This is a genomic window from Chachezhania sediminis (genome assembly GCF_009765275.1).
GTDB classification, from domain to species: Bacteria; Pseudomonadota; Alphaproteobacteria; order Rhodobacterales; family Rhodobacteraceae; genus Chachezhania; species Chachezhania sediminis.
Genome location: NZ_VOPH01000002.1, coordinates 839,546 through 862,682, shown reverse-complemented (window position 1 = coordinate 862,682; position 23,137 = coordinate 839,546). Strand labels below are relative to the sequence as shown.

Here is a 23,137-nt window from a genome sequence, read left to right as displayed (position 1 = left end):
TACACCGGCCCATTTTGCCGGCCCGGGTCGCCCCGGCCAAAATGACGCTACGTCATTTTGGAATAAAATCCCAAACGGCCCAATCCGTCATCATGGCACCCGGTCCGAAGACCGCTGACCGGTGTCGCCGGCACCTATCCGGTGCCGGCGTCCGAATCCGTCAGGATCACGCGTCGCCGCGATGTGCCACGATCTCGTCAATGTGACCCCAGGCCTTGGCCTCTTCCGGCGACATGAAGTTGTCGCGATCCAAGGCCTTCTCGACCGCTTCCTTCGGCTGACCGGTGTGCTTGGTATAGATCTCGTACAGGCGGTCCTTCAGCTTCTGCGTCTCGGCCGCGTGGATCATGATGTCTGACGCCTGGCCCTGATACCCGCCCGACGGCTGGTGGACCATGATGCGGCTGTTCGGCAGCGACATCCGCATGCCGGGTTCGCCACCCACCAGCAGAACCGACCCCATCGAGGACGCCTGACCAATGCAGACGGTCGCGATCTTGGGCTTGATGTACTGCATGGTGTCATAGATCGACAGGCCCGAGGTGACGATGCCGCCCGGGCTGTTGATGTACATGGAGATTTCCTTGGACGGGCTTTCCGCCTCGAGGAACAGCAGCTGGGCCACGATGATCGTGGCCATATCGTCCTGCACCGGGCCGGATACGAAGACGATCCGCTCCTTCAACAGGCGCGAGAAGATATCATAGCGGACAGATCCGCGTGCGGTGGTTTCTTCCACCGTGGGGATCACGAAACTGGTAAGTTGCGAAATCGGATCCTTCATGGCACCTGCCCCTTATTCTGGTGTCCGGCAGCATAGCCGGAGATGCGTTAAGCGAATCTTAGTATCGTGCCGGGGGGCCTTCAAGAGGGGCCGCCGGCCCCGTGCCAAGCGGCCGCCCCTGAACGGGCACGAGATTCGGTTGCATCCCTATTCCGCGACGCAACCCTTCAGGGCATCGGCCAGTCCTGTGATCAACGCCGCATAGTGCGCCGGCCCTTCCGGCAGGGTCCGGCCGATCGGGTCCATGGTGCCCAGCCGGATATCCGTGCCTTCGATCACCGCACGCAAAAGCTTGTCGCTGACCTGCGGATCGGAAAATGCGCAGACGACATCCCGCTCGGCCAGCACGTCGCGCAGCTCGGCGATCCGGCGCGGACCGGGGGCGGTGGCGTCGCCGCCTGCGACCGACCCGACCCAGTTCAGTCCGAAGCGGTGTTCGAAATACTGGAAGGCGTCGTGCCCGGTCACGAAAGCGCGGTCCCGCACCGGCGCCAGTTCGGCCGCCACCGACCGTTCCAGCGTCAGCAGTTCCACCTGCCCTGCCTCGGCATTGGCGCGATAGGTCCCGGCATTTTCCGGATCGACCTCTGCCAGTTGCGCGGCAATGGCCCCCAGCCACTTGCGCCCGATCGCCGGATCCAGCCAGGCATGGGGATCCTCGTCCCCGTGGTGGTGGCCGTGCTCGTCGCCCTCATGGTCGTCATGATCGTCGTGATCCGCATGGTCGTCATGATCGTCGTGCCCTTCGACCGCCATGCCCTGCCGGAACGGCAACGGCTCTGCTCCGCCGTCGTCCAGCAACGACAGGCGCGCCGCATCGGGGGCCAGCGAGTCGAGCGGGTGGTCCAGCCAGGGTTCCAGTTCCGGCCCGACCCAGACGACAAAGTCTGCTTCCGAAAGCGCCCGGGCCTGGCTGGGCTTCAGCGCCAGGCTGTGGGGGGATGCATCGACGGGCACCAGCAGGCTCGGCGTTCCGACACCGGCCATGACGATCGCAACCAGGGACTGCACCGGGGCGATATCGGCCACGACCTTCGGCGCAGGCCCCGCCAGCGCGGCGGAACTCAGGCACAGGCCGGCCACCGACAGGCGAATCGCACGCAGGGGGGCGGCGCGCCAGCCGGAACGGCAGCGCGGGAACAGGACTGGAACCATGGGGATCTCCGCAAAACAGAATCGCTTCGGGGGCGGTTGATAGATGAGATGTTATACTGTAACAACCCTTCTCGACAGGTTCCGGAGACTGCCCTTGTCCGCCATAGGATTCGAACGCCACGATCACGCTGGCTGCATCGACGACGCGATGCGGCAGGCCGAGTCGCGTTGCAAGGCAGACAAGCTGCAGTTCACGCCCATGCGCCGCCGGGTGTTCGAAATCCTGCTGGAAGCGCACCGGGCCTTCGGCGCCTACGACATCCTTGAAGTTCTGGTCCAGGACGGCCACGCCGCGCAGCCACCGACGGTGTACCGGGCGCTCGACTTCCTTTTGAAGGCCGGGCTGATTCACCGGATCGAGCGTCTGAACGCCTATGCCGCCTGTGCCCTTCTGGACGAACACGGTCATGGCGCGCACGATCACGTGCCGGCCTTCCTGATTTGCCGCCACTGCCGGTCCGTGGCCGAGGCCGAAGGCGATCTGACCATCTCGGGCCTGGCCGAGGCCGCGGCGGCCACGGGTTTCCTGGTCGAACGCCAGGTGGTCGAGGCCGAGGGGCTTTGCCCCGCCTGCCGCAAGGACCCGGCCGCGGCCGAGGTCGCGGCATGAGCCTGCGCGCGGCCGATATCCTGCCGGGCCCGGTGCCCGCGGCGGCCCCGCTGGTGCGCATCAGCAACCTGTCGGTTGTACTGGATCGCACGCCGGTCCTGCAGGACGTGTCCCTGACCATTGCCCGGGGCGAGATCGTGACGATCGTCGGCCGCAACGGGTCCGGCAAGTCCACCCTGCTGCGCAGCCTGATCGGGGCGGTCCGCATCGCCGCCGGGGACATTCAGCGCGACCCCGGCCTGCGGATCGGTTACGTGCCGCAGACGCTGACGCTGGACCCGACGCTGCCGATGACCGCGCGCCGGTTCCTGGACCTGCCGCGCCGTGCGGCCCGCGGCAAGGCCGAAGAGGCGCTCGACCGCACCGGCACCGCCCACCTGGCCCGGCGCCAGCTGGCGGACCTGTCCGGGGGTCAGCGGCAGAGGGTGCTTCTGGCCCGCGCGCTTCTGGGCAGGCCCGACCTTCTATTGCTGGATGAACCGACCCAGGGCCTGGATGCCGAAGGCACCGCCAGCTTCTATCGGCTGATCGAAACCACGCGCCGCGATCTGGGCTGCGCCGTCGTGATGGTCAGCCACGATCTGGACGTGGTCATGGCGGCCTCGGACCGGGTCGTGGTGATGGGGGGCCGCGTGCTCTGCGACGGCACCCCGGCCGAGGTCGGGGCCGACCCGGCCTATCGTGCGCTGTTCGGCGCGGCCGCGCCGGGCATGGCGGTGCTGCACCGTTCGGGCGACGATCTGCACCCCGCCGCCGGTCAACCTCTGGGCCTGCGGCTGGCGGAGTAACCCTTTCCCATGCTGGACGATTTCTTCCTGCGGGCGCTGCTGGCGGCGCTGGGTGTGGCACTGGCAGCAGCACCGATGGGCTGTTTCGTCGTCTGGCGGCGGATGGCCTATTTCGGCGATGCGACGGCCCATGCCGGGATCCTGGGCATTGCACTGGCGCTGGCCACCGACATGCCCCCGATGCCGGCCGTGCTGATCGCCGCGCTGGCCATGGCCTCGGCCGCGACCGCGCTCACCGGGCGCGCGCGCGCCATGGACACGGCGCTGGGGGTCCTGGCCCACAGCGCGCTGGCCGCGGGGCTGGTCGCGGTGGCGTTGCTGGGCCATGTCCGGCTGGATCTGATGAGCTATCTTTTCGGCGACATCCTTGCCGTGTCGAAGGGCGACCTTGTGACGATCTGGGTCGGCGCCGCGCTGGTGCTGGCCCTGCTGGTCTGGCGCTGGAACCCGCTGCTGGCCGCGACGCTATCGCCCGACCTTGCCCGCGCCGCCGGGCGGAACCCGCGCCACGATGCCTTCGGCCTGACGCTGGCGCTGGCCATCGTCGTGGCGGTTGCGCTGAAAGTGGTGGGTGTCCTGCTGATCACGGCCCTGCTGATCCTGCCCGCCGCCGCCGCCCGCCCGCTGGTCCGCACACCCGAGGCGATGGCGCTGGTTGCCACCGTCCTGGCCGTCGCCGCGGCCATCGGCGGGCTGGAACTGGCCTTTGCCTTCGACACGCCCGCAGGTCCCAGCATCGTCTGCACCGCGGCCGGCCTTTTCGTCGTGACCACCGCCCTCGCCGGCCTGATCCGCGCCCTGGGCCGCAGAACCGGCACCGGTGCCGTGCCGCGCACCGACGGCTGAGTTCGCCATCGTTGTCGACGGCGCTGTCACACGGCTCTCACACCGGGATGGCATGGCACGGGCGGACCATGCCGGTCCGGAATGCCTGTCGTAACGAAGATCCTGTTCCCCTTCCCCGGTCGCAAACGGCATCGCACCTGCACCGCGACAGCGGATCCCGCAGGGATCCGGCGGGTGTGCGAGGTCGGCTCCGCAGGAGACGACCAAGGTGGTGCGGCGCAGGCGCGATGCCTGCACGCAGCCCCGGAATTCAGGCCGCGAAGGGCCGCAGACCCAGCATCGAACGGGTCTGCGCAAAGGTCGCAACCGGGCGTTCGTGCTTCTCCGCGATTTCGGCCGCGCGCCGGACCAGCGCGGCGTTCGACGGCGCCAACGTGTCGCGGTCCAGGCGGACGTTGTCCTCCATCCCCGTTCTTGCATGGCCGCCGGCCGCAATCGCCCATTCGTTCAGGACGATCTGTTTGGGCCCGATCCCCGCCGCACACCACGGCGCCCCTGGGAAGAACCGGTTCACCGTCTTCACGTAATAATCGAACACATCCTTGTCGGCCGGCATCGCGTTCTTCACGCCCATCACGAACTGGACATAGGGAGTATCCTTGATCGCCCCCGCCGCATGCATCTCGGCCGCCTTGAAGATGTGGCTCAGGTCGAAGGCCTCGATCTCCGGCTTGATGTCATAGGTCTTCATCTCGTCCGCCAGCCAGGCCACCAGGTCCGGCGCATTCTCGTAGACCCGCGTGGGAAAGTTGTTCGACCCCACCGACAGGCTGGCCATGTCCGGCCGCAGGGACAACATGCCCCCGCGCTCGCGCCCGGATCCGGACCGTCCCCCGGTGGAAAACTGGATCACCATGCCCGGGCAGTGCTTTTCCAGTCCTTCCTTCAGCCGCGCGAACTTCTCCGGGTCCGAACTGGGCGTCTGGTCGGGATTGCGGACATGGGCGTGGCAGATCGTGGCCCCGGCCTCGAACGCCTCCTGCGTGCTTTCCACCTGCTCCTCGACCGTGATCGGCACCGCCGGGTTGTTGGCCTTGGTCGGCAGCGATCCGGTGATCGCGACGCAGATGATGCAGGGGGTCGTCATGGCATGTCCTCCGGATGCGCGGCCCATGGACGGGCGATGCGAAGTGTTTCGATCCCGCACCGATTGTCAACGCGACCCGCCACTGCAGCTTGCCTGCCGGATGCACCGTGCTAATCATCGCACGGGCGGAGAATTCGGAACGGCACGGAGACGAGAACACGATGAGCGACACCGCAACCGCACCGGACCAGCCGCACAGGGGCACCCCCTGGATCGCACGGATCGTGGTGCTTCTGGCCCTGGTCGGCCTGATCGCCGGCGGCTACTGGTATATCCGCTACTCCGACACTCACCCGTCGACCCGGGACGCCTATGTGGGCGCCAATATCGTCCATGTCTCGGCCCAGGTCGCCGGGCAGGTGACAAGGGTCCCCAATGCCAGCAACACGGCGGTCAAGGCCGGCGACGTCCTGGTCCAGCTGGACGCATCCGAGTTCGAAGCGGAAGAGACCCTGCAGGCCGCCCAGGTCAGCCTGGCCCAGCAGGAGGTCGCCTCGGCCATTGCCGCGGTCGACGCCGCCAGGGCCGAGATCGCGGCGCAGCAGGCGATTCTGACCAATGCCGAGGCCCAGTACAAGCGCATCGCCGACCTGGTGGCAAAGGGCGACCAGACCGTCTCCAAAAGCGACGACATCACGTCGACCCTGAACCAGGCCAAGGCCGAGGTCGAGGCCGCGAAGGCCCGCCTGACCGAAGCTCAGGCCAAGGTGGGCGGCACGGAAACGGACAACGCCCGCGTTCAGGTCGCCCAGGCCAACCTGACCGAGGCAAAGCTGAACCTGTCCCATGCCGTCGTCCATGCCCCGGCAGACGGCACGCTGGGCCCGGTCACGCTGCGCCCGGGCGATTATGTCCAGGCCGGCGAGTCGCTTTTCCCGCTGGTCGAGGACGACACCTGGTACATCACCGCCAACTTCAAGGAGACGGACCTGACCAGGATCCGTCCCGGCATGACGGCCCATGTGACCATCGACATGTATCCAGGCCAAAGCTGGACCGGCACGGTGGAAAGCCTGTCGCCGGCCTCGGGCGCGGCCTTCGCCCTGCTGCCCCCCGAGAATGCCACCGGCAACTGGGTCAAGGTCACGCAACGGTTCCCGGTCCGGATCGCGATGACGAACGACAGGGCCGAAGCGCCACTGCGCGTCGGCGCCTCGGCCACAGTGAAAATCGACACGGAACAGGCCGCGGCGCCTGCCGCGAAGAACTGATCCGTGGCCACCGCCCCGAGCAGCGACCCGAGAGGCGCCCCGACCGTCCCCGACATGCCCGGCGTCGCGGCCCACAAGGGTCGCGCGCTGATGGCGGTTGCCGTGATGATGGCCACGGTCATGATCATCCTCGACAAGACCATCGTGAATGTCGCCCTGCCCCACATGGCCGGAACGCTGGGCGCCTCGCCCGACCAGATCACCTGGGTCCTGACATCCTATATCGTGGCCGAGGCAATGGTGATCCCGCTGTCGGGCTACCTTGCCCGGCGCTTCGGGCGTCGGAACGTCATGCTGTGGTCGGTCGGGGGCTTCGTCGTGGCCTCGGTCCTGTGCAGCCAGGCGACCTCTCTCGGGGAAATCGTCGTCTTCCGTTTCATCCAGGGCGTTGCCGGGGCCAGCGTGATCCCGCTGTCGCAATCCCTGATGGTCGATGCCTTCGAGCCGGAACAACGCGGCCGTGCCATGGCCTTCTGGGGCATGGGAATCATGGTGGGGCCGGTCATGGGGCCGATCCTGGGCGGGACCCTGACCAGCGCGCTCGACTGGCCCTGGGTCTTCCTGATCAACCTGCCTGTGGGCGCCCTGACGCTGCTGGTCCTGGCCGCAACCCTGCGGCATGAACCACGCGGCAGCGGCCGGGTCGACGTGCTGGGCGCCCTGGTTCTGGCGCTGGGGATCGGCGCGCTGCAGGTGATGCTGGACAAGGGCAATATCGACAACTGGTTCCAGTCGCGCTTCATCCTGGCCTGCGCGGTGCTGGGCGTGGCGCTGGTGGGATGGTTCGTGGCCCGCGCCCTGACGCGCCGGGACGCGGTGGTCGACATCCGCCTGCTGCGCGACCGCAACCTGGCCATCGCCTGCATCATCATGTTCGTCTTCGGCTTCGGCATGTTCGGCACCCTGTCGATCCTGCCGCTGTTTCTGGAAAACCTGATGAACTACCCGGCCGTCGATGCCGGGCTGCTCTTGGCGCCGCAAGGCATCCTCTCGCTGGTGTCGATGGGCCTTTACGCGCGCCTGAACAGCACCCTTCCGCCCCGGGTCTTCGTGATGTCGGGGATGGTCTTTTCCGCGCTCGGCGCCTGGATGCTGTCGGGCCTGTCGATGCAGGCAGGCCCCTGGAACTTCGTCCCTGCGATCTCGGTCATGGGCTTCGGGATGGGGTTCTTCTTCGTCGCGATCTCGACCATGGCCTATGCCACCCTGCCCCGCGAGTCCACGACCGAGGCCGCCAGCCTCTACAACCTTGCCCGGACGCTGGGGCAGTCCATCGGCATATCCATCGCCGCGACGCTGCAAACCCGCTACGCGCAGGCCCAATGGGACATGCTGGGCGGCCATATCAACGCCTTCAACCCGGCAGTGAAACAATGGCTGTCCGCGCAAGGCCTGTCCCTGTCGGACCCCAGGGCCCCGGCCCTTCTGGGCCAGCTTCTGAACCAGCAGGCGCAAAGTGCCGCCTTCCTTCAGGTCTTCGCCTTGATCGCGCTCAGCTTTCTGGGTCTGATCCCGTTGGCCCTTCTGGCCCGCGGCGTCCCGCGGGACCGCTGGGGCCACGGCGAGCGCGAGAAAGCGGACTGAAGCCGCATTCCTTCGCGGGATCCGCCCCATCGCCGGGCCATCGTCAGAGATCGGGATCAATGGTGCGGGCGGTGGGACTCGAACCCACACGGGCCAGGCCCTTCGGAGTTTAAGTCCGATATGTCTACCATTCCATCACGCCCGCACAGGCCCAATCCTACAGCCACAGGACGACGACGACAATCGCATCGCACCTGCGACGGACGGCGAATCCCGCAAGGACCCGCCGGGGACGGGCGGGAGGGCCGGCGCAGGCGCGATCCGCGGCCGGGCGCCATGGAACGGTCTCAGATATCCTTGCCCCGATCCGCCAGCGGCCCGCCCGGCGCGCGCATGTGGCGTTCGGGCAGCCAGGGGTTAAGTTCCAGCGCCCGGTCCAGCGCCAGCTGCGCCTCGGCAATCCGGCCCAGCGCCGCCAGCGACAGGGCCCGCCCGCTTAGCGCGCCTATATGGCGGGGCGACAGGTCCAGCGTCCGGCCCAGGTCCGCCAGCGCTGTCATGAAATCCTGCTGCAGGAAGGACACGAAGGCCCGCTGGTTATAGCCTTCGGCATAGTCGGGACAGTAATCGACCAACCGGTCGAACTCGGCCAGGGCCCCCAGCAGGTCGAAGGACCGCCGCATCGACATGCCACGGTCCAGAATCGCCTGCGCCTGTTCGTTCGGTGCATCCGCCCAGAATTCCCACATCTGTCCGGAAATCGCCCGCGCCTGTCCTTCGGTCTGCGCCGCCTGGGTCCGGGCGATCAGAGCGTCCAGTTCGGCCCGGTGATCGGGCGCCGCGGGGCAGATGTCCTGGACCGGCACAGGACCGACCACCGGCTGGGCACCAGAGGGAGAGGACAGCGCGGCGACACTCGCCGCAAGAAGGCAGGCCCGGAAACGCATATCGCATGCTGGCTCTGCCGGGGCCGGCCGGTCAAGTCACATCTTCGGGCCCGGCGGGGTTGCGACACGCCCCGCCAGACCGCAGGGTGGGATCGCACATTGCCGCGACCACAGCGATCAAGGCTTCGGCCCACATCAAGCATACGAGCGTACAGATGCACATCCCTCTCGACGACCTGACCTATGCCGACCCGGATGCCACTCTGGAAAGCCTGATCCGGAACGCAGGACTGGACGACGGCGCGCGCGCCGCCATCGCCGCCGCCGGGGCCGACCTTGTGCGGGCTATCCGCAGCCATTCCACCCCGGGCCTTATGGAAACCTTCCTGGCCGAATATGGTCTCTCGACCGACGAGGGCGTGGCCCTGATGTGCCTGGCCGAAGCGCTGCTGCGCGTCCCCGACGCCGACACGATCGACGCCTTGATCGAAGACAAGATCGCCCCGTCCGACTGGGGCAAGCACATGGGCCAGTCGTCGTCGGTGCTGGTCAATGCCTCGACCTGGGCGCTGATGCTGACCGGCAAGGTGCTGGACGACGAACGTCCCAGCCCGGCCAAGTCGCTGCGCGCCGCCATGAAGCGGCTGGGTGAACCCGTCATCCGCACTGCAGTCGGCCGCGCGATGAAGGAAATGGGCCGCCAGTTCGTCCTGGGCGAAACCATCGGCAACGCCATGTCCCGCGCCTCCGGCATGGAAACTCGCGGCTATACCTACAGCTATGACATGCTGGGCGAAGCCGCGCGGACCGAAGGCGATGCCAAGCGCTATCACCTGGCCTATGCGCAGGCCATTGCCGCCATCGCCGGCGCCTGCACCCATGACGACATCCGAAGCAATCCCGGAATCTCGGTCAAGCTGTCGGCGCTGCATCCCCGCTACGAGGTCGCGCAGGAAGCGCGCGTGATGACCGAGCTGGTCCCCCGCCTGCGCTCGCTGGCGCTTTTGGCCCGGTCGGCCGGCATGGGCCTGAACGTCGACGCGGAAGAGGCCGACCGCCTGTCCCTGTCGCTGGACGTGATCGAGGCTGCGCTGGCCGAACCCTCGCTTGCCGGCTGGGACGGCTTCGGCGTCGTGGTCCAGGCCTACGGCCTGCGCGCGGGCGCCGTGCTCGACCGGCTTTACGACATGGCGAAACGGCACGACCGCAAGCTGATGGTCCGCCTGGTCAAGGGCGCCTACTGGGACACGGAAATCAAGCGGGCGCAGGTCAAGGGGGTCGAGGGCTTCCCGCTCTTCACGCAGAAGGCGGCAACGGACGTGTCCTATATCGCCAATGCCCGCAAGCTTCTGACCATGACCGACCGGATCTATCCTCAATTCGCCACGCACAACGCCCACACCGTCTCGGCGGTCCTGCACATGGCAGAGGAGATGGGGGCCGACGGCACCTACGAATTCCAGCGCCTGCACGGCATGGGCGAAGCGCTGCACGACATCGTCAAGAAGAAGAACCATACCCGCTGCCGCATCTATGCGCCGGTCGGCGCGCACAGGGACCTGCTGGCCTATCTTGTCCGGCGATTGCTGGAGAACGGCGCCAATTCCAGTTTCGTGAACCAGATCGTGGATGAGGCCGTGCCCCCCGAAAAGGTCGCCGCCGACCCGTTCGAGGCGGTGCAGGCCCCGGCACCCGGCATCGCCACGGGCCCAGATCTGTTCCGCCCCGAACGGAGGAATGCCCTCGGCTTCGACCTGACCCACCGCCCGACGCTGGCCCGGATCGAAGCGGCGCGAGCGCCATTCCGTCATCATCAGTGGTCGGCCGAGCCACGCCTTGCCGGCCCGACGGCCCCGGACCCGGCCGTTCCCGTCACCAACCCGGCCGATCCCGCCGACAGCCCCGGCACCGTCGCCCCGGCAAGTGCTGCCGATGTCGAAACGGCGCTCGCCAATGCACAGCCCTGGGAGGCCCCCCCGCAGGAACGCGAAAAGGTTCTGAACCGCGCCGCCGACCTCTACGAGGCGCATTTCGGCGAGGCCTTCGCCATCCTCGCCCGCGAGGCCGGCAAGACCCTTCCCGACGCCGTCGCCGAACTGCGCGAGGCGGTGGATTTCCTGCGCTACTACGCCGCCAACATCCCCGACGGCGTGCCTGCGGGCGTCTTCACCTGCATCTCGCCCTGGAACTTCCCGATGGCGATCTTCACCGGCCAGATCGCGGCGGCGCTGGCCACGGGCAACGCGGTGCTGGCCAAGCCCGCGGAACAGACACCGCTGATCGCCGACCTGGCGGTCCGGCTGCTGCACGAGGCCGGCGTGCCCGCCACCGCGCTGCAGCTTCTGCCTGGCGGCGGATCGGTCGGTGCAATGCTGACTTCCGACCCCCGAGTCGCAGGCGTGGCCTTCACCGGATCGACCGCCACGGCGAAACGCATCCGGGCGGCTATGGCCGAACACATGGCCCCCGGCGCGCCCCTGATCGCGGAAACCGGCGGTCTGAACGCGATGATCGTCGACAGCACGGCCCTGCCGGAACAGGCGGTTCAGGCCATCGTCGAAAGCGCCTTCCAGTCGGCCGGCCAGCGCTGTTCCGCGCTCCGCTGCCTCTATCTGCAGGGCGATATCGCCGACTCCGTGCTCGAGATGCTGGAAGGCGCCGTCGACCAACTGACCCTTGGCAACCCCTGGGATCTCGCGACGGATTCCGGCCCCGTCATCGACGAGGCCGCCCGCAAGACCATCGCCGATCACATCGCCGCCGCCCGCACCGACGGCCGGTTGTTGAAGGAAGTGCCCGTGCCGGCAAGCGGCACCTTCATCGCGCCCACCATGATCTCGGTCCCCGGTATCGGAGCGCTGGAACGCGAAATCTTCGGTCCCGTCCTCCACGTGGCGCGGTTCAAGGCAGCCGATCTCGACAAGATCATCGCCGACATCAACGCAACGGGCTACGGCCTGACCTTCGGGCTTCAGACCCGGATCGATGACCGCGTCCAGCAGGTGACCGAGGCGATCCACGCCGGCAACATCTACGTCAACCGCAACCAGATCGGCGCCGTCGTGGGCTCGCAGCCCTTCGGCGGCGAGGGGTTGTCGGGCACGGGGCCGAAGGCCGGCGGCCCGCTCTACATGGCGCGGTTCCTGGCCCCGGATCGCCAGTCGGCCAGCGGGGGCTTCACGGCACCAGCGGGCAAGCTACCCGCACCGGTGGGCGGCGAAAGGAAGGACAGGACCCTGACGATGCCCGGGCCCACGGGCGAATCGAACCGCTACTCGACTGTCCCGCGCTCCCCCCTTCTCTGCATGGGGCCGGGCACGCATGCGGTCGACGAACAAGTCCGCGCGGTGACCCAGGCCGGCGGCCTCGCCATCCGCGCCGACGGCACGATCCCGCCCGAGGACCTGACAGGCCTTCCTGGCATTTCGGGCGCGCTCTGGTGGGGCAACGCGGATACGGCCCGCGCCATCGACAGGGCCCTGGCCCACCGCGACGGTCCGCTGGTCCCCCTGATCCCGGGCCTGCCCTCCCGCGACCGCGTACTGGCCGAACGCCATGTCTGCGTCGACACCACCGCCGCCGGCGGAAACACGCAGCTGCTGGGCGGCCTCGAATAACCCCGGTGCGGTGCGTGCACAGCACGCACCCTACGGCGGCGTCACGGACGGGGCCCGGAAACCGGGCCCTCGGCCCCCGCTTCTTCGGTCTTCAAATACCTCGGGGGGAGTCCGCGCCACGGGCGCGGGCGGGGGGCAGAGCCCCCCTCCGACCCCGAAACCTCAGCCCCGCGCCAGGGGTTTCCGCCCCGTCGGCGTCAGGAGCCAGCTCTCCCGTCCCTCGAACACCACCGGATGCAGCGTCCGCCCGTATCCGGCCCCGCCATCCAGGTCGACGCGGTTGCCGAAATGGGTCGGCTCGTCCAGTGCCGTGTGCCCGTGCACGACCAGCCAGGGATGGTCCCGCGGATCGTCCAGGAAGGGCTTCCGGATCCACATCAGGTCGTCGACATGCTGCTCGGCCAGGTCGACACCCGGCCGGATCCCGGCATGGACAAACAGCACGTCGTCGCGTTCCTCGGTCAGGGGCAACCCAGCCAGGTACTCGCGATGCGCCTGGGGCACCCGTTCGCGCGCCTCTTCCCAGATATGGGTGAAGGTCCGACGTTCCAGCCCCGTCATGCCATAGGAGGCCAGCGTCGACGCCCCGCCCAGCCGCGGATCAAGCCAGCTCAGCTCGATCGAGATCCGGTGGTCGAACTCGGTCCCGTTGGCCAGATAGTCCACCAGCATGTCGTCATGGTTGCCCTTCAGCACCGTCCAGGGCCGCCCGGCTGCCTGTTCCGCCATCAGAAGTTCCAGCACCCGCCGGCTGTCGGGGCCGCGGTCGACCAGGTCGCCCAGAAAGATCACCTTGGCCTCTGGGCCGCCATCGGCCTCGATCAGCGCAAGCGCGCGTTCGACCTGGGACAGGTGCCCGTGGACATCGCCGATGACATAGACCGGATCGCTCATCCCGCATTCTCCGTCGTTGCCGGGTAGGAATTTCCCTACCTACTCATTCCCTGCACCGGCTTGTACCGCAATGGCCCGGCCAAATCGCCGCGTCCCGGAACCTTCCGGACGCGACCGGCCCCCGTGTTCACCCCCCGCAGGCCGGATGCCTGACGCCAGACCCTCACGGGTCAAGCCTCGAAGGAGAGGTCCATGAAACCCCTTCCCCTTGCCTTTGTCGTCGTCTCGACGGTTGCCCTTCTGATCGGCACGATCTGGGGCCTGTGCATGGCCGTCGCCATGGACCGTACGATGTCGCCTGCCCATGGCCAACTGAACCTGGTCGGCTGGGTGACCGGCGCAATCTATGGCCTGACCTACCACGCCGTTCCGGGCGCGGCCGACACCGGGCTGGCGCGGTTGCATTTCATCGTCCAGCTGTTCGCCACGGCCGCAATGCCCGCGGGCATGGCCCTGGCCATTTCCGGCGCAGGCGAGATGCTGGCCGGCATCGGCGCCGCCGCGGCCCTGATCTCGGCGACGCTGTTCCTGGTCAACGTGCTGACGAACGGATGCCGCCTCGGCGCGTGATGCGGACTATCCCGATCCGTCACAGGACGGACACCCCTTTCCCAGATGCCTGACAAGGCCCGTCGCCAAAGGCCCCTGTCATCCACCAGCCATTCCTTCGGCCCGAGGAGCGCCGACACATCGTCCAGGCCGCGGTCCATCGCGATCATCGTCGGCAAAGGATCCGGAACGCCCGCCGACGCAGCACGCTGACGCCGCCGATCAGGCAGGCCCGGCGTTATGCGGTCGCCCTGCAGCCGGAAGGCTGCCGGCAGGCCAGAACAGGTCATCTCGGGAATGGTTGCAGCGCGGCGACCCAGGCCTTCGGGTATCCGGGGTGGGACCACGAAAAATGCCCGCGGGACCAGGTCCCGCGGGCACGGAGATCAAATGTCAGAGCGTCATCCGGCTCGGCTGGCCTCAGACGACGTCGAATTCCAGCGGCGCGACCTGGCGGAACTTGCCGGAGTTGCGCAGTTCGGCCAGCACTTCGGCCGGGACCGGGGCATCGACATAAAGCAGCGCGATGGCCTCGCCGCCCTGCGCCGCACGGCCCAGGGTGAAGTTGGCGATGTTCACGCCGTTCTGGCCCATCGTGTTGCCCAGCGTGCCGATCATGCCCGGCTGGTCTTCGTTCGTGGTGTAAAGCATGTTCGCCCCGATCTCGGCATCGATGTTGATGCCCTTGATCTGGATGAACCGCGGCTTCCCGTCCGAGAACACGGTGCCGCCAATCGACCGCTCGCGCTTGTCGGTGACGACAGTCACCTTGATATAACCTTCGAAGGCGCCCGACTGGTCCTGCTTGGTGGTCGAAATCTTGACGCCGCGTTCCTTCGCCACGACCGGGGCGGAAACCATGTTCACGTCGGGCGTCACGCTCTTCATCAGGCCCGCGACCACGCCGCAATTCAGCGCATCCAGGTTCATCTGCGACACGGAACCGTCATAGAGGATGTTGATCGCCTTGACCGGTTCGTCCGTCATCTGGCCGATGAAGGCGCCCAGATGCTCGGCCAGCTTCAGCCAGGGGCCCATGATCTTGGCTTCCTCGGCGGTGACCGACGGCATGTTCAGCGCGTTCTGCACGGCGCCGGTCAGCAGGTAGTCGGCCATCTGTTCGGCCACCTGCAGCGCCACGTTTTCCTGCGCTTCCGAGGTCGCGGCGCCCAGGTGCGGGGTGCAGACGACGTTCGGCAGACCGAACAGCACGTTTTCCTTGGCCGGTTCTTCAGAGAACACGTCGAAGGCGGCACCCGCCACGTGGCCGGCCTTCAGGGCCTCGGCCAGGGCTTCCTCGTCCACCAGGCCGCCGCGGGCGCAGTTGATGATCCGGACGCCCTTCTTGGTCTTGGCGATGTTTTCCTTGGACAGGATGTTGCGCGTCTGGTCGGTCAACGGCACGTGCAGGGTGATGAAATCGGCGCGCTTCAGCAGGTCTTCCAGTTCGACCTTCTCGACCTGCATCGCCTTGGCGCGTTCCTCGCCCAGGAACGGATCGTAGGCCACGACCTTCATCTTCAGGCCGCGGGCGCGGTCGCAGACGATGGACCCGATATTTCCGGCGCCGATGACGCCCAGGGTCTTGCCGGTCAGTTCGACGCCCATGAACTTGGACTTCTCCCACTTGCCGGCATGGGTGGATGCGCTGGCTTCGGGGATCTGGCGGGCCACGGCGAACATCATGGCGATGGCGTGTTCGGCCGTCGTGATGGTGTTGCCGAAGGGCGTGTTCATCACGATGATGCCCTTCTTGGATGCTGCCGGCTTGTCGATGTTGTCGGTGCCGATCCCGGCGCGGCCGATGACCTTCAGGTTGGTCGCCGCCTCGATGATCTTGTCGGTCACCTTGGTGGCGGACCGGATCGCCAGGCCGTCATATTTGCCGATGACTTCCAGCAGCTTGTCCTTGTCCTTGCCGAGGTCCGGCTGGAAGTCGACATCGATGCCGCGGTCCTTGAAGATCTGGACGGCCGCGTCGGAAAGGCTGTCGGAGATGAGTACCTTGGGTGCCATGGGAATGGTCCTTGTGGAATACGTTTGGGATACGTGGCGGTGCGTGGGAAACACGCACCCTACGGGAATGGGAAGAGAGGGTGCGCAGGGCACCGGCTGGTCGGGAGCGGTAGGGTGCGTGGTCCCCACGCACCTCACCCGGTCGTCGAAGGCCGTGAAGGGCGGGGTCACCCCCGCCGCCTGCCTTACTCGGCTTGCGCCAAGGCCGCGATCTCGGCCTCGAAAGCCCAGTTCAGCCAGGGCATCAGCGCCTCGACATCCGCGGTCTCGACGGTCGAGCCACACCAGATCCGCAGACCGGCGGGCGCATCGCGATAGGCACCGATGTCCAGCGCCACGCCTTCGGCTTCCAGCCGTGCCGCGACTGCCTTGGCAAAGGCCGCGCCGTCGGTGATCCGGGGATCGGTGAACTTCAGGCAGACCGAGGTGTTCGACCGGATGGCCGGGTCGTCCGCCAGGAAGTCGATCCAGTCATGCGCCGCGACAAAGGCCGCCACGGCCGCCGTGTTGGCATCGGCCCGGCCGATCAGGCCCTTCAGGCCGCCGACGGACTTTGCCCAGTCGAGTGCCACGAGGTAATCCTCGACCGCCAGCATGGACGGCGTGTTGATCGTCTCGCCGACGAAGATGCCTTCGTTCAGCTTGCCGCCCTTGGTCATGCGGAAGATCTTGGGCATCGGCCAGGCGGGGGTATAGCTTTCCAGCCTTTCCACGGCACGCGGGGACAGGATCAGCATCCCGTGCGCGGCCTCGCCGCCCAGCACCTTCTGCCAGGAATAGGTCACGACATCCAGCTTGGCCCAGTCCAGGTCCATCGCGAAGGCGGCCGAGGTCGCATCGCAGATCGCCAGACCTTCGCGGTCGGCGGGGACCCAGTCGGCATTCGGGACGCGCACGCCCGAGGTGGTGCCGTTCCAGGTGAAAACGACGTCCTTGGAGAAATCGACCGAAGCCAGGTCGACGATCTGGCCGTAGTCGGCCTTCTTGACCACGGCGTCCAGCTTCAGCTGCTTGACCACGTCGGTGACCCAGCCTTCGCCGAAGCTTTCCCAGGCCAGCATCTCGACCGGGCGGGCGCCCAGCATCGACCACATGGCCATTTCCATTGCCCCGGTGTCCGAGGCCGGCACGATGCCGATGCGGTAATCTGCGGGCACGCCCAAGATCGCGCGCGTTTCCTCGATGGCGGCCTTCAGCTTGGCCTTGCCGATCTTGGCGCGGTGGCTTCGGCCGAGCGGAGCATCGGCGAGCGCGTCGAGCGTGAATGTGGGGATCTTGGCACAGGGGCCAGAGGAGAAACGCGGATTTGCCGGCCGCGCGGCCGGTTGGGCGATTGCCATTGGTGCATAACCTTCCAGATATACGCCCCTCGTTGGGGAGGGGTGTCCCACCGCCGGACATACGCCTGCCCTTTAAAACAAGCAAGATCCAAAGTGGTTTGCCTTGAAGCTGGCTGCGGGAAGTTCCGGAACGATGAGGGAACGTCACTCCCAGATTGGCACAAATCTGACACAGCGATCTTTCGGACCGGGGCAGGAAATCATGCCGTTTGGCACGGTCTGACGGCAGGTTTTCCGCCTCTTGGCACTTGCTGCGACACATCCCTGTGCCCAGCTGATTTTCGGGCCTGCCAGACCACTGCCCGGGATGGGATTCATCCCGGTGGTACCCCTGAGAAGAGGGCCGCGGGATGAGTTATCACGTCGAAGCGCTCTGCGACCGCCGCAGATTCGGAAGCGCCGCCCGCAAGCAGATCGCCATGTACCTCGCGAACAAGGCGAGCGACGACGGGGCCGGGATCTGGTGTTCGAAGCACACCATAGCGCGGCATACGGAGCTGAGCCTCGCCACCGTAAAACGGACGATCCGTAATTTCCTCGACGAGGGCTTGCTGGTCGAAACCGGCGAACGGCGGGCCTGCGATCACGGCCATACCGTCGTCTATCGCCTCGTCCTCGAAGCGGTGTCCGAACTGGAGTCACTGCTGCCCCAGAAGGCGTCAAAAGGGACCGGGGTCACGGTGAACCCGGTTCATGATGATACCCCAAGGGGGGTCACGGTGACCCCTCGACGGGGTTCACCACGACCCCCTAACAATCCTGGGAACAATCCTTTGAAACCTCCTACGCGCGCCGAGGCGCGCGAGGCGGAGGAGATGGATCTGGAGAAGATCTGGGCCGCCTACCCCTCCGATCGCCGCAGGGACCGCAAGGGGTGTCGCCGCCACCTCGCAGAGGCGCTTGGCAACACCTCGGTCGACGAACTCGCTGCTGCCGCTGCTGCGTATGCCGCCGAAACCGATGGCTACACGCGCTCGAAGGTATCCTTCATCGACAACTGGCTGCGTCTAGGGAAATGGCGGCGGCATGTGGATGAGTTGCGGCAGCGAAAGGCCACATCAACGGAGAGTGCGGAGAAGATCCTGACCCAGGTCGCTGGCTGGGTGAAGACCCGCCACGGGATGTGTAGGCACGTGACAAGCGGCCAGGTCACAGCGGCCTTGCAGCGGGGCCTGATCACGCGCGAAGAAGCCACGGCAGCCGGTGTTCTGAAATGACCTGGACACGCGGCCAAAGCTCCCCGGAGCAGACTCACGGCACCGAAACGACACAAGCGCCGCCGTGTCGTCCCTTCGCCAAACCCACCCGCAGCGCCCATCAGACGGCTGGCGGAGGGTGGGTTTGGCAGCCACTGAAAGTGGCTTCGATCCGGAACGGATCGGCGGCGAAGCCGCACGCGGGGTCGAGGGGCGCAGCGCCCTCGCCGACACGTTGCTTGCAACGTAAACGTCGGTCCATATTGCGTTCCCCGACCGCGAGGGGCCATTGATGAGCGGGCCTCAATTTGTTCGATTCCAAACCTTCTCTCGCAAGCCGAATCCGGCAGGCCAGTCAGTCAAACAGGTGCTGGCCGAAGCCGCCCGCGCGCCGGAGTTTTCCCTCCACGTTGAAGCTCCGAAGGCTCCAAGGATCATCTTCGGAGTAGCACCGGCGGCAGTCCGTCAGCAGCACGATGAAATGCTGAATTCGGGCAGCGTCGAGGTCCGCCTGAAGGACGGTCGAACCGCGCAGAGGGCCGTCCGAAAGGACCGGCATACGATGCTGACCTGCGTCGCATCCTATCCGCTATTGTGCGAGCAGGTTGCCTCAGACAGCGAGGCGAAGGAACGCTACGACGATTGGGTCAGGCGAACGATTGACTGGCTTTCCGAGATGTACGGCGACCAATTGGTCAGCGCTGTCGAACACACCGACGAAGCACATCCGCATCTGCATGCATTCATCTTGCCCCTTCACGATCCTGCCTGCTCTGCGAGAGACCTGAACCCGGCATGGCAGGCGAAGACAAAGGCCGAAGCCGCTGCCCGGGAAGGCGGTCAGAGCGACCGTGAAGCGGTCAAGCTTGGCAACGCTGCCTACCGGGCCAAAGCTCGTGAGGTTCAGGACGATTGCCACAAGAGAGTCGGTGTTCCCTGCGGTTTGACCAGGACCGGCCCAGCACGTGAGCGACTATCCCGACAGCAGTGGCGGGCTCGAAAAGCCGAGGCTCGGCGCAACGCGCGGCGTCAAAGCCAATTGGATGACCGCATCGCCGGTTTGATCGACGCCGAAGCCGACCAAGCTCGGTCTCATGAGGGCTTGGAAATCCGCCTCGCCTGCCTTGTCGATCAGGTCGACGCGGAGCTGAGGGCAGCGGAAGCGCAACTGTCCCAAGCGGCTGAAAAGGAGCGCGAGGCCGACAACCGCCTCGCCCGAGTGAAGACGGACGAGGCTGCCCTGCAAGCGGACAAGGAGGCCCTGACCCGCGAGCGGAGAGAATTCCAGGCCGAGACAACCCGCCAGGCAATCGGCGCCGCTCGAATGACCGTCAGGACTGCGATGCGCGTGCTCGCCGGCGTGCTCGACGGTTCAGTGCGGCCAGGTCGCGGAAAAACGGATTTGAAGATCACCGACAACGCCCTCGCGCAGGACGTCGCCCGGCTTGGCCTCCGCAAGGCAATCACCCCGATGGTAGTCGCTTTCGCCGACGTCTGGGAACGGCTGTCGAACCGCCTGACGAACCGCGAGCGTGCCCACGAGGCGGAAACCGCCGGACGCGCGCTGAGCAGCGGCAACGTCCAGATCGACCACCCCAAACAGAGAGGTTTCAAACCATGAACGAACTGGAAGCAAGGATCGCTGAGGTGAGCCGCCGCAGCAGCCCGAGGGAAGCAGCTCCGGCTGTCGACGTGACCGCACTGAAGGACGAGCTGAGCAATCATGCTGAGGCAATACGTGCCCAGCTCCACAGAAAGAACCTGCCACTTCTGGGTCGCCTGGAAGCGGTTGAGCGGGCTCACGATGAGCTCCTGCAGCATCAGGAGCGTATAAGTGTCCTAGTTGAGGAAGCCAACATACGCCTGCCCCCCCGATCGCGCAAGATCCAGAGTTGTTGGCACGGAAGATGCCCCCAGCGCCATTGGCCGGATGGCCGTCCGAAGACCATGCCACTGACAGGAACACGGTCGCCGCCCCTGGGAGGGGCTTCTGGAATATCCCATTGTTTGCGCGGTGTTTTCAGGTCCGCGGGCATCGCGTGTTGCGCACGCACTGCCGCATCGGTGACTGCGCCCGGGGCAGCGGCTGCACCGGGGTCTTCCCGCCCGGAACTGCGTCCGCCCGGATCCTCGGCACGACATCACCGCCCCGGAAAGAGCCGGTTTGTCCGCCCGGATTCGGCCGCGTGACCCGCAGGCAGCCACCGCCCAGGCCCGGGTCTGGCGGCAGACCCCCGGTCAGGTGTAGCGCACGCCCTGCCGGGTCAGTTCGGCCTGGATGGCGGTCAGGTCGACGGCATCCAGTGCGACACTGGTCTTGACCGCCTGGGCCGCGGCGATGCCTGCGCCCTGCCCCGACACGGCGCAGCAGGCCATGTTGCGCGTGGCCGCATGCGCCACGCGGTCCCCGCCGGTCGCGCGCCCGGCCACCAGAAGGCCCTTCACCGTCTTGGGCAGCATCGACCGGTAGGGGATGTGCATGTAGCGGCCAGTCGTGGGCAGGATCAGGATGCCGTAGCCATCGATGAATTCGGGATAGATGCCGATGCTGTCTTCGAACCGGCCCTGCTGGCGCACGTCGGTTTCGGTCATGTTGTAGACTGCATCGATCTTGCGCGTGTCCCGCACGCCCAGCGTCATCCCGAAGTTCCGCAGCCGCACGCCTTCGCAGCCCGGCGCGAACTGACGCAGCGCCTCGATCGCCAGCATGGCCTGGCGTCGGCCCTCCATCTCGAAATGGGTCAGGTCGTTCGGGTCGGTCCCGTCGCAGTTCCCAAGGTGAACGAGGTTCATATAGGTCATCTCGCCGCTGTCGTGCAGCGCGCCCCAGGTGCCTGCGATGGTCGTCAGGTCGGCGGGGATGACGCCCGCTTTCCGCGCCGTTTCGAACGGTTTCTTCAGGAAGGGAGAAAACATCGCATCCTCCTTCCCGTCCGTCTCGACCGTCCATTCGCCAGTGGACCAGTCGGCATAGGTCTGGGGATTGGCGCGCACGTCCTCCATGAAACGGGCCTTGTCCACGCCCGCCAGGTGGAACATCACGCTGGCCGCCTGAAGCTCTTCCCGGGGCGGATGGACGACCGGGGCGCCAGCCCGGGTCGCGACATCGGCGTCGCCGGTGGCGTCGACCACGACCTTGGCCAGGATCGCCTCACGCCCCGCCTTCGATTCCGTGATGATGCCGGTGATCCGGTCGCCTTCGACGATGGGCGCCACGAACATCCGGTGCAGCATCGGGTAGATCCCGGCCTCTTGCACCAAATGGTCGGCGACGATCTTGAAGCCTTCGCTGTCCAGCTCGTAGCTTAGCGACTGGCTTTCCGGCACGGCCGCACCCATGGCCTTGGCGCGTTCCTCGAACTCCCGGCCGATGCCGTTCGCCTCGACCGTCTGTTCATGCCTGTACCAGGCAAAGCCTTCGACGCCCACCGTGGTGATATTGCCGCCGAAACAGCCGAAGCGTTCGACCAGCGTCACCTCGACACCTGCGCGCGCCGCGGCAAGCGCCGCCGCCAGCCCGCCGGGGCCGGAACCGACGACCAGGACATCCGTCGCATGCACGACGTCGATTTGGCGGGAAGGTTCTGTGATCTGCATGCGTTTCCCGAGAGTATGGTGGCCATTGACCCGGCCCCAGCCATATCGGTGCCGTCCGGTGGCGGCAACGAAGTTCCCGCGCAGGGCGGTCACGGATCCGCGTGTATCGTCGCGGCGGCGGTCCCGGGTCATCCTGCCTCGATACAGCCGATCCGGGCGCGCCCAAGGGGCGGGACCTTGCATTTCCAGGATGTTCCGCGGGATACGGCCGTCATGTGATGCCCCAAGGGAAGGACCGGAAGCCCGAATGCCCCAGACGGACCACCTGAAGACCGACTGTTCCAAGTGTGCCGCGCTCTGCTGCCTGGCGCTTGCCTTCGACAAGGGTCGTGATTTCGCCTTCGACAAGAACCCGGGCGAACCCTGCCGGAATCTGTCGGGGCACAGCTGCGCGATCCACGACCGGCTGGAGCAGGAAGGGTTCCGCGGCTGTGTCGCCTATGACTGCATGGGCGCCGGCAACCGCGTGGTGCAGGAGGTCTTCGGCGGCCTGACCTGGCGCGACGAACCGCGGCTGGCGCGGGTGATGACCGAAGCCTTCGCCGCCATGCGCGAGATGCACAGGCGGATCGACATGCTGCGTGTCGCCGGGACCTTTCCGCTGCAGCCGCCCGAAGATCAGGCACGCCGTGAATTCCTGGCCCGGCTGGAACAGCATCGCTGGAGCGGCCCCGAACTGAACGAGTTCGAGATGGGCCTGGCGCTGGAGATCGACATCTTCTTTCACGGGATCCGGAAACATCTGCCCGACGACCTTGCCGAGGAATGGCTGGACTAGACACCGATCCGTCCGTCGCTTTGGCAGCGGGCGAACCGGACGGTCCCGTCCTTCCCGGACAAAGCTGCCCGATCCGAAAGCCCTGCAACCGGCCGACCCGTTCCCGGCGCTGAACGTCTGGGCCCGGGCTGCCGCCGGGCGGATGGTGCCCCCCGGCCCCGGGCAGGCCCGCGCATGGGAATTGCATCCGATGCCGGCCTCGCGCATTGGCCTTCCCGCGATTTTCGGACTAAGACGGCCCGGACAGCCATACCCTGC

At 66.8% G+C, this 23,137-nt stretch carries 18 protein-coding genes and 1 tRNA gene; 10 read left to right on the top strand and 9 right to left on the bottom strand.

Annotated elements, in window-relative coordinates:
• Window positions 1-166 precede the first annotated feature (166 nt).
• Entirely contained in the window at window positions 167-784 is a 618-nt protein-coding gene (locus FQK05_RS08985; protein WP_158965820.1) for an ATP-dependent Clp protease proteolytic subunit, read from the bottom strand.
• 147 nt (window positions 785-931) lie between these two features.
• On the bottom strand, window positions 932-1,939 hold the full coding sequence (locus FQK05_RS08980) for a zinc ABC transporter substrate-binding protein (protein WP_158965817.1): 1,008 nt from the start codon (window positions 1,937-1,939) through the stop codon (window positions 932-934).
• A gap of 94 nt (window positions 1,940-2,033) precedes the next feature.
• On the opposite strand from FQK05_RS08980, the gene FQK05_RS08975 reads away from it, so the two are divergent.
• The 3 genes from FQK05_RS08975 to FQK05_RS08965 are packed head-to-tail and all read left to right on the top strand — an operon-like array spanning window position 2,034 to window position 4,183.
• The gene (locus FQK05_RS08975) at window positions 2,034-2,549 is read left to right on the top strand and encodes a Fur family transcriptional regulator (RefSeq protein WP_158965815.1); all 516 of its coding nucleotides are present in this window, start codon (window positions 2,034-2,036) and stop codon (window positions 2,547-2,549) included.
• Entirely contained in the window at window positions 2,546-3,337 is a 792-nt protein-coding gene (locus FQK05_RS08970) for a metal ABC transporter ATP-binding protein (RefSeq protein ID WP_158965813.1), read from the top strand. The genes FQK05_RS08975 and FQK05_RS08970 overlap by 4 nt, the downstream gene beginning before the upstream one ends.
• 9 nt (window positions 3,338-3,346) lie before the next feature.
• Window positions 3,347-4,183 carry a metal ABC transporter permease gene (locus FQK05_RS08965; protein WP_158965811.1) on the top strand — a complete coding sequence of 279 codons (837 nt, stop codon included), beginning with the start codon at window positions 3,347-3,349 and terminating at the stop codon, window positions 4,181-4,183.
• Between the two features lie 250 nt (window positions 4,184-4,433).
• Here FQK05_RS08965 and FQK05_RS08960 read toward each other — a convergent pair whose 3' ends face one another.
• Window positions 4,434-5,270 (bottom strand): BKACE family enzyme, encoded by an 837-nt coding sequence (locus tag FQK05_RS08960; protein WP_158965809.1) that lies wholly within the window; start codon window positions 5,268-5,270, stop codon window positions 4,434-4,436.
• A 161-nt stretch (window positions 5,271-5,431) separates the two neighbouring features.
• Between FQK05_RS08960 and FQK05_RS08955 the strand changes: the two genes are divergently transcribed.
• Both FQK05_RS08955 and FQK05_RS08950 read left to right on the top strand, forming a co-directional pair.
• Complete coding sequence (locus FQK05_RS08955) at window positions 5,432-6,481, top strand: HlyD family secretion protein (RefSeq protein WP_158965807.1); 1,050 nt, start codon at window positions 5,432-5,434, stop codon at window positions 6,479-6,481.
• Between the two features lie 3 nt (window positions 6,482-6,484).
• Entirely contained in the window at window positions 6,485-8,065 is a 1,581-nt protein-coding gene (locus tag FQK05_RS08950) for a DHA2 family efflux MFS transporter permease subunit (protein WP_199252615.1), read from the top strand.
• Window positions 8,066-8,125: 60 nt separating this feature from the next.
• On the opposite strand, the gene FQK05_RS08945 is transcribed toward FQK05_RS08950, so the two are convergent.
• Both FQK05_RS08945 and FQK05_RS08940 read right to left on the bottom strand, forming a co-directional pair.
• Window positions 8,126-8,210 (bottom strand) — tRNA-Leu (locus tag FQK05_RS08945).
• A 142-nt stretch (window positions 8,211-8,352) separates the two neighbouring features.
• On the bottom strand, window positions 8,353-8,952 hold the full coding sequence (locus tag FQK05_RS08940) for a tetratricopeptide repeat protein (RefSeq protein WP_233270430.1): 600 nt from the start codon (window positions 8,950-8,952) through the stop codon (window positions 8,353-8,355).
• A gap of 155 nt (window positions 8,953-9,107) precedes the next feature.
• Here FQK05_RS08940 and putA point away from each other — a divergent pair, with 155 nt between their 5' ends.
• Window positions 9,108-12,509: a bifunctional proline dehydrogenase/L-glutamate gamma-semialdehyde dehydrogenase PutA gene (putA, locus tag FQK05_RS08935; RefSeq protein WP_158965804.1), complete on the top strand. Its 3,402-nt coding sequence runs from the start codon at window positions 9,108-9,110 to the stop codon at window positions 12,507-12,509.
• 162 nt (window positions 12,510-12,671) lie between these two features.
• Here putA and FQK05_RS08930 read toward each other — a convergent pair whose 3' ends face one another.
• A complete protein-coding gene (locus tag FQK05_RS08930; protein ID WP_158965802.1) occupies window positions 12,672-13,403 on the bottom strand; it encodes a metallophosphoesterase family protein in 732 nt (243 codons plus the stop codon).
• Window positions 13,404-13,595: 192 nt separating this feature from the next.
• Between FQK05_RS08930 and FQK05_RS08925 the strand changes: the two genes are divergently transcribed.
• Window positions 13,596-13,973: a hypothetical protein gene (locus FQK05_RS08925; protein ID WP_158965800.1), complete on the top strand. Its 378-nt coding sequence runs from the start codon at window positions 13,596-13,598 to the stop codon at window positions 13,971-13,973.
• A gap of 399 nt (window positions 13,974-14,372) precedes the next feature.
• Here the strand turns inward: FQK05_RS08925 and serA are convergent, their stop codons facing one another.
• Together serA and FQK05_RS08915 are read right to left on the bottom strand one after the other, a co-directional pair.
• Window positions 14,373-15,968 (bottom strand): phosphoglycerate dehydrogenase, encoded by a 1,596-nt coding sequence (gene serA / locus FQK05_RS08920; protein ID WP_158965798.1) that lies wholly within the window; start codon window positions 15,966-15,968, stop codon window positions 14,373-14,375.
• Window positions 15,969-16,153: 185 nt separating this feature from the next.
• Window positions 16,154-17,308: a phosphoserine transaminase gene (locus FQK05_RS08915; RefSeq protein ID WP_158965796.1), complete on the bottom strand. Its 1,155-nt coding sequence runs from the start codon at window positions 17,306-17,308 to the stop codon at window positions 16,154-16,156.
• A 350-nt stretch (window positions 17,309-17,658) separates the two neighbouring features.
• Between FQK05_RS08915 and FQK05_RS08910 the strand changes: the two genes are divergently transcribed.
• Both FQK05_RS08910 and FQK05_RS08905 read left to right on the top strand, forming a co-directional pair.
• The gene (locus FQK05_RS08910; protein WP_199252614.1) at window positions 17,659-18,525 is read left to right on the top strand and encodes a hypothetical protein; all 867 of its coding nucleotides are present in this window, start codon (window positions 17,659-17,661) and stop codon (window positions 18,523-18,525) included.
• A gap of 271 nt (window positions 18,526-18,796) precedes the next feature.
• Window positions 18,797-20,125 (top strand): plasmid recombination protein, encoded by a 1,329-nt coding sequence (locus FQK05_RS08905; protein ID WP_158965795.1) that lies wholly within the window; start codon window positions 18,797-18,799, stop codon window positions 20,123-20,125.
• Between the two features lie 617 nt (window positions 20,126-20,742).
• Here FQK05_RS08905 and FQK05_RS08900 read toward each other — a convergent pair.
• Window positions 20,743-22,101: an FAD-dependent oxidoreductase gene (locus FQK05_RS08900; protein WP_158965793.1), complete on the bottom strand. Its 1,359-nt coding sequence runs from the start codon at window positions 22,099-22,101 to the stop codon at window positions 20,743-20,745.
• Window positions 22,102-22,348: 247 nt separating this feature from the next.
• On the opposite strand from FQK05_RS08900, the gene FQK05_RS08895 reads away from it, so the two are divergent.
• A complete protein-coding gene (locus FQK05_RS08895; RefSeq protein ID WP_158965791.1) occupies window positions 22,349-22,879 on the top strand; it encodes a hypothetical protein in 531 nt (176 codons plus the stop codon).
• Window positions 22,880-23,137: the final 258 nt, after the last annotated feature.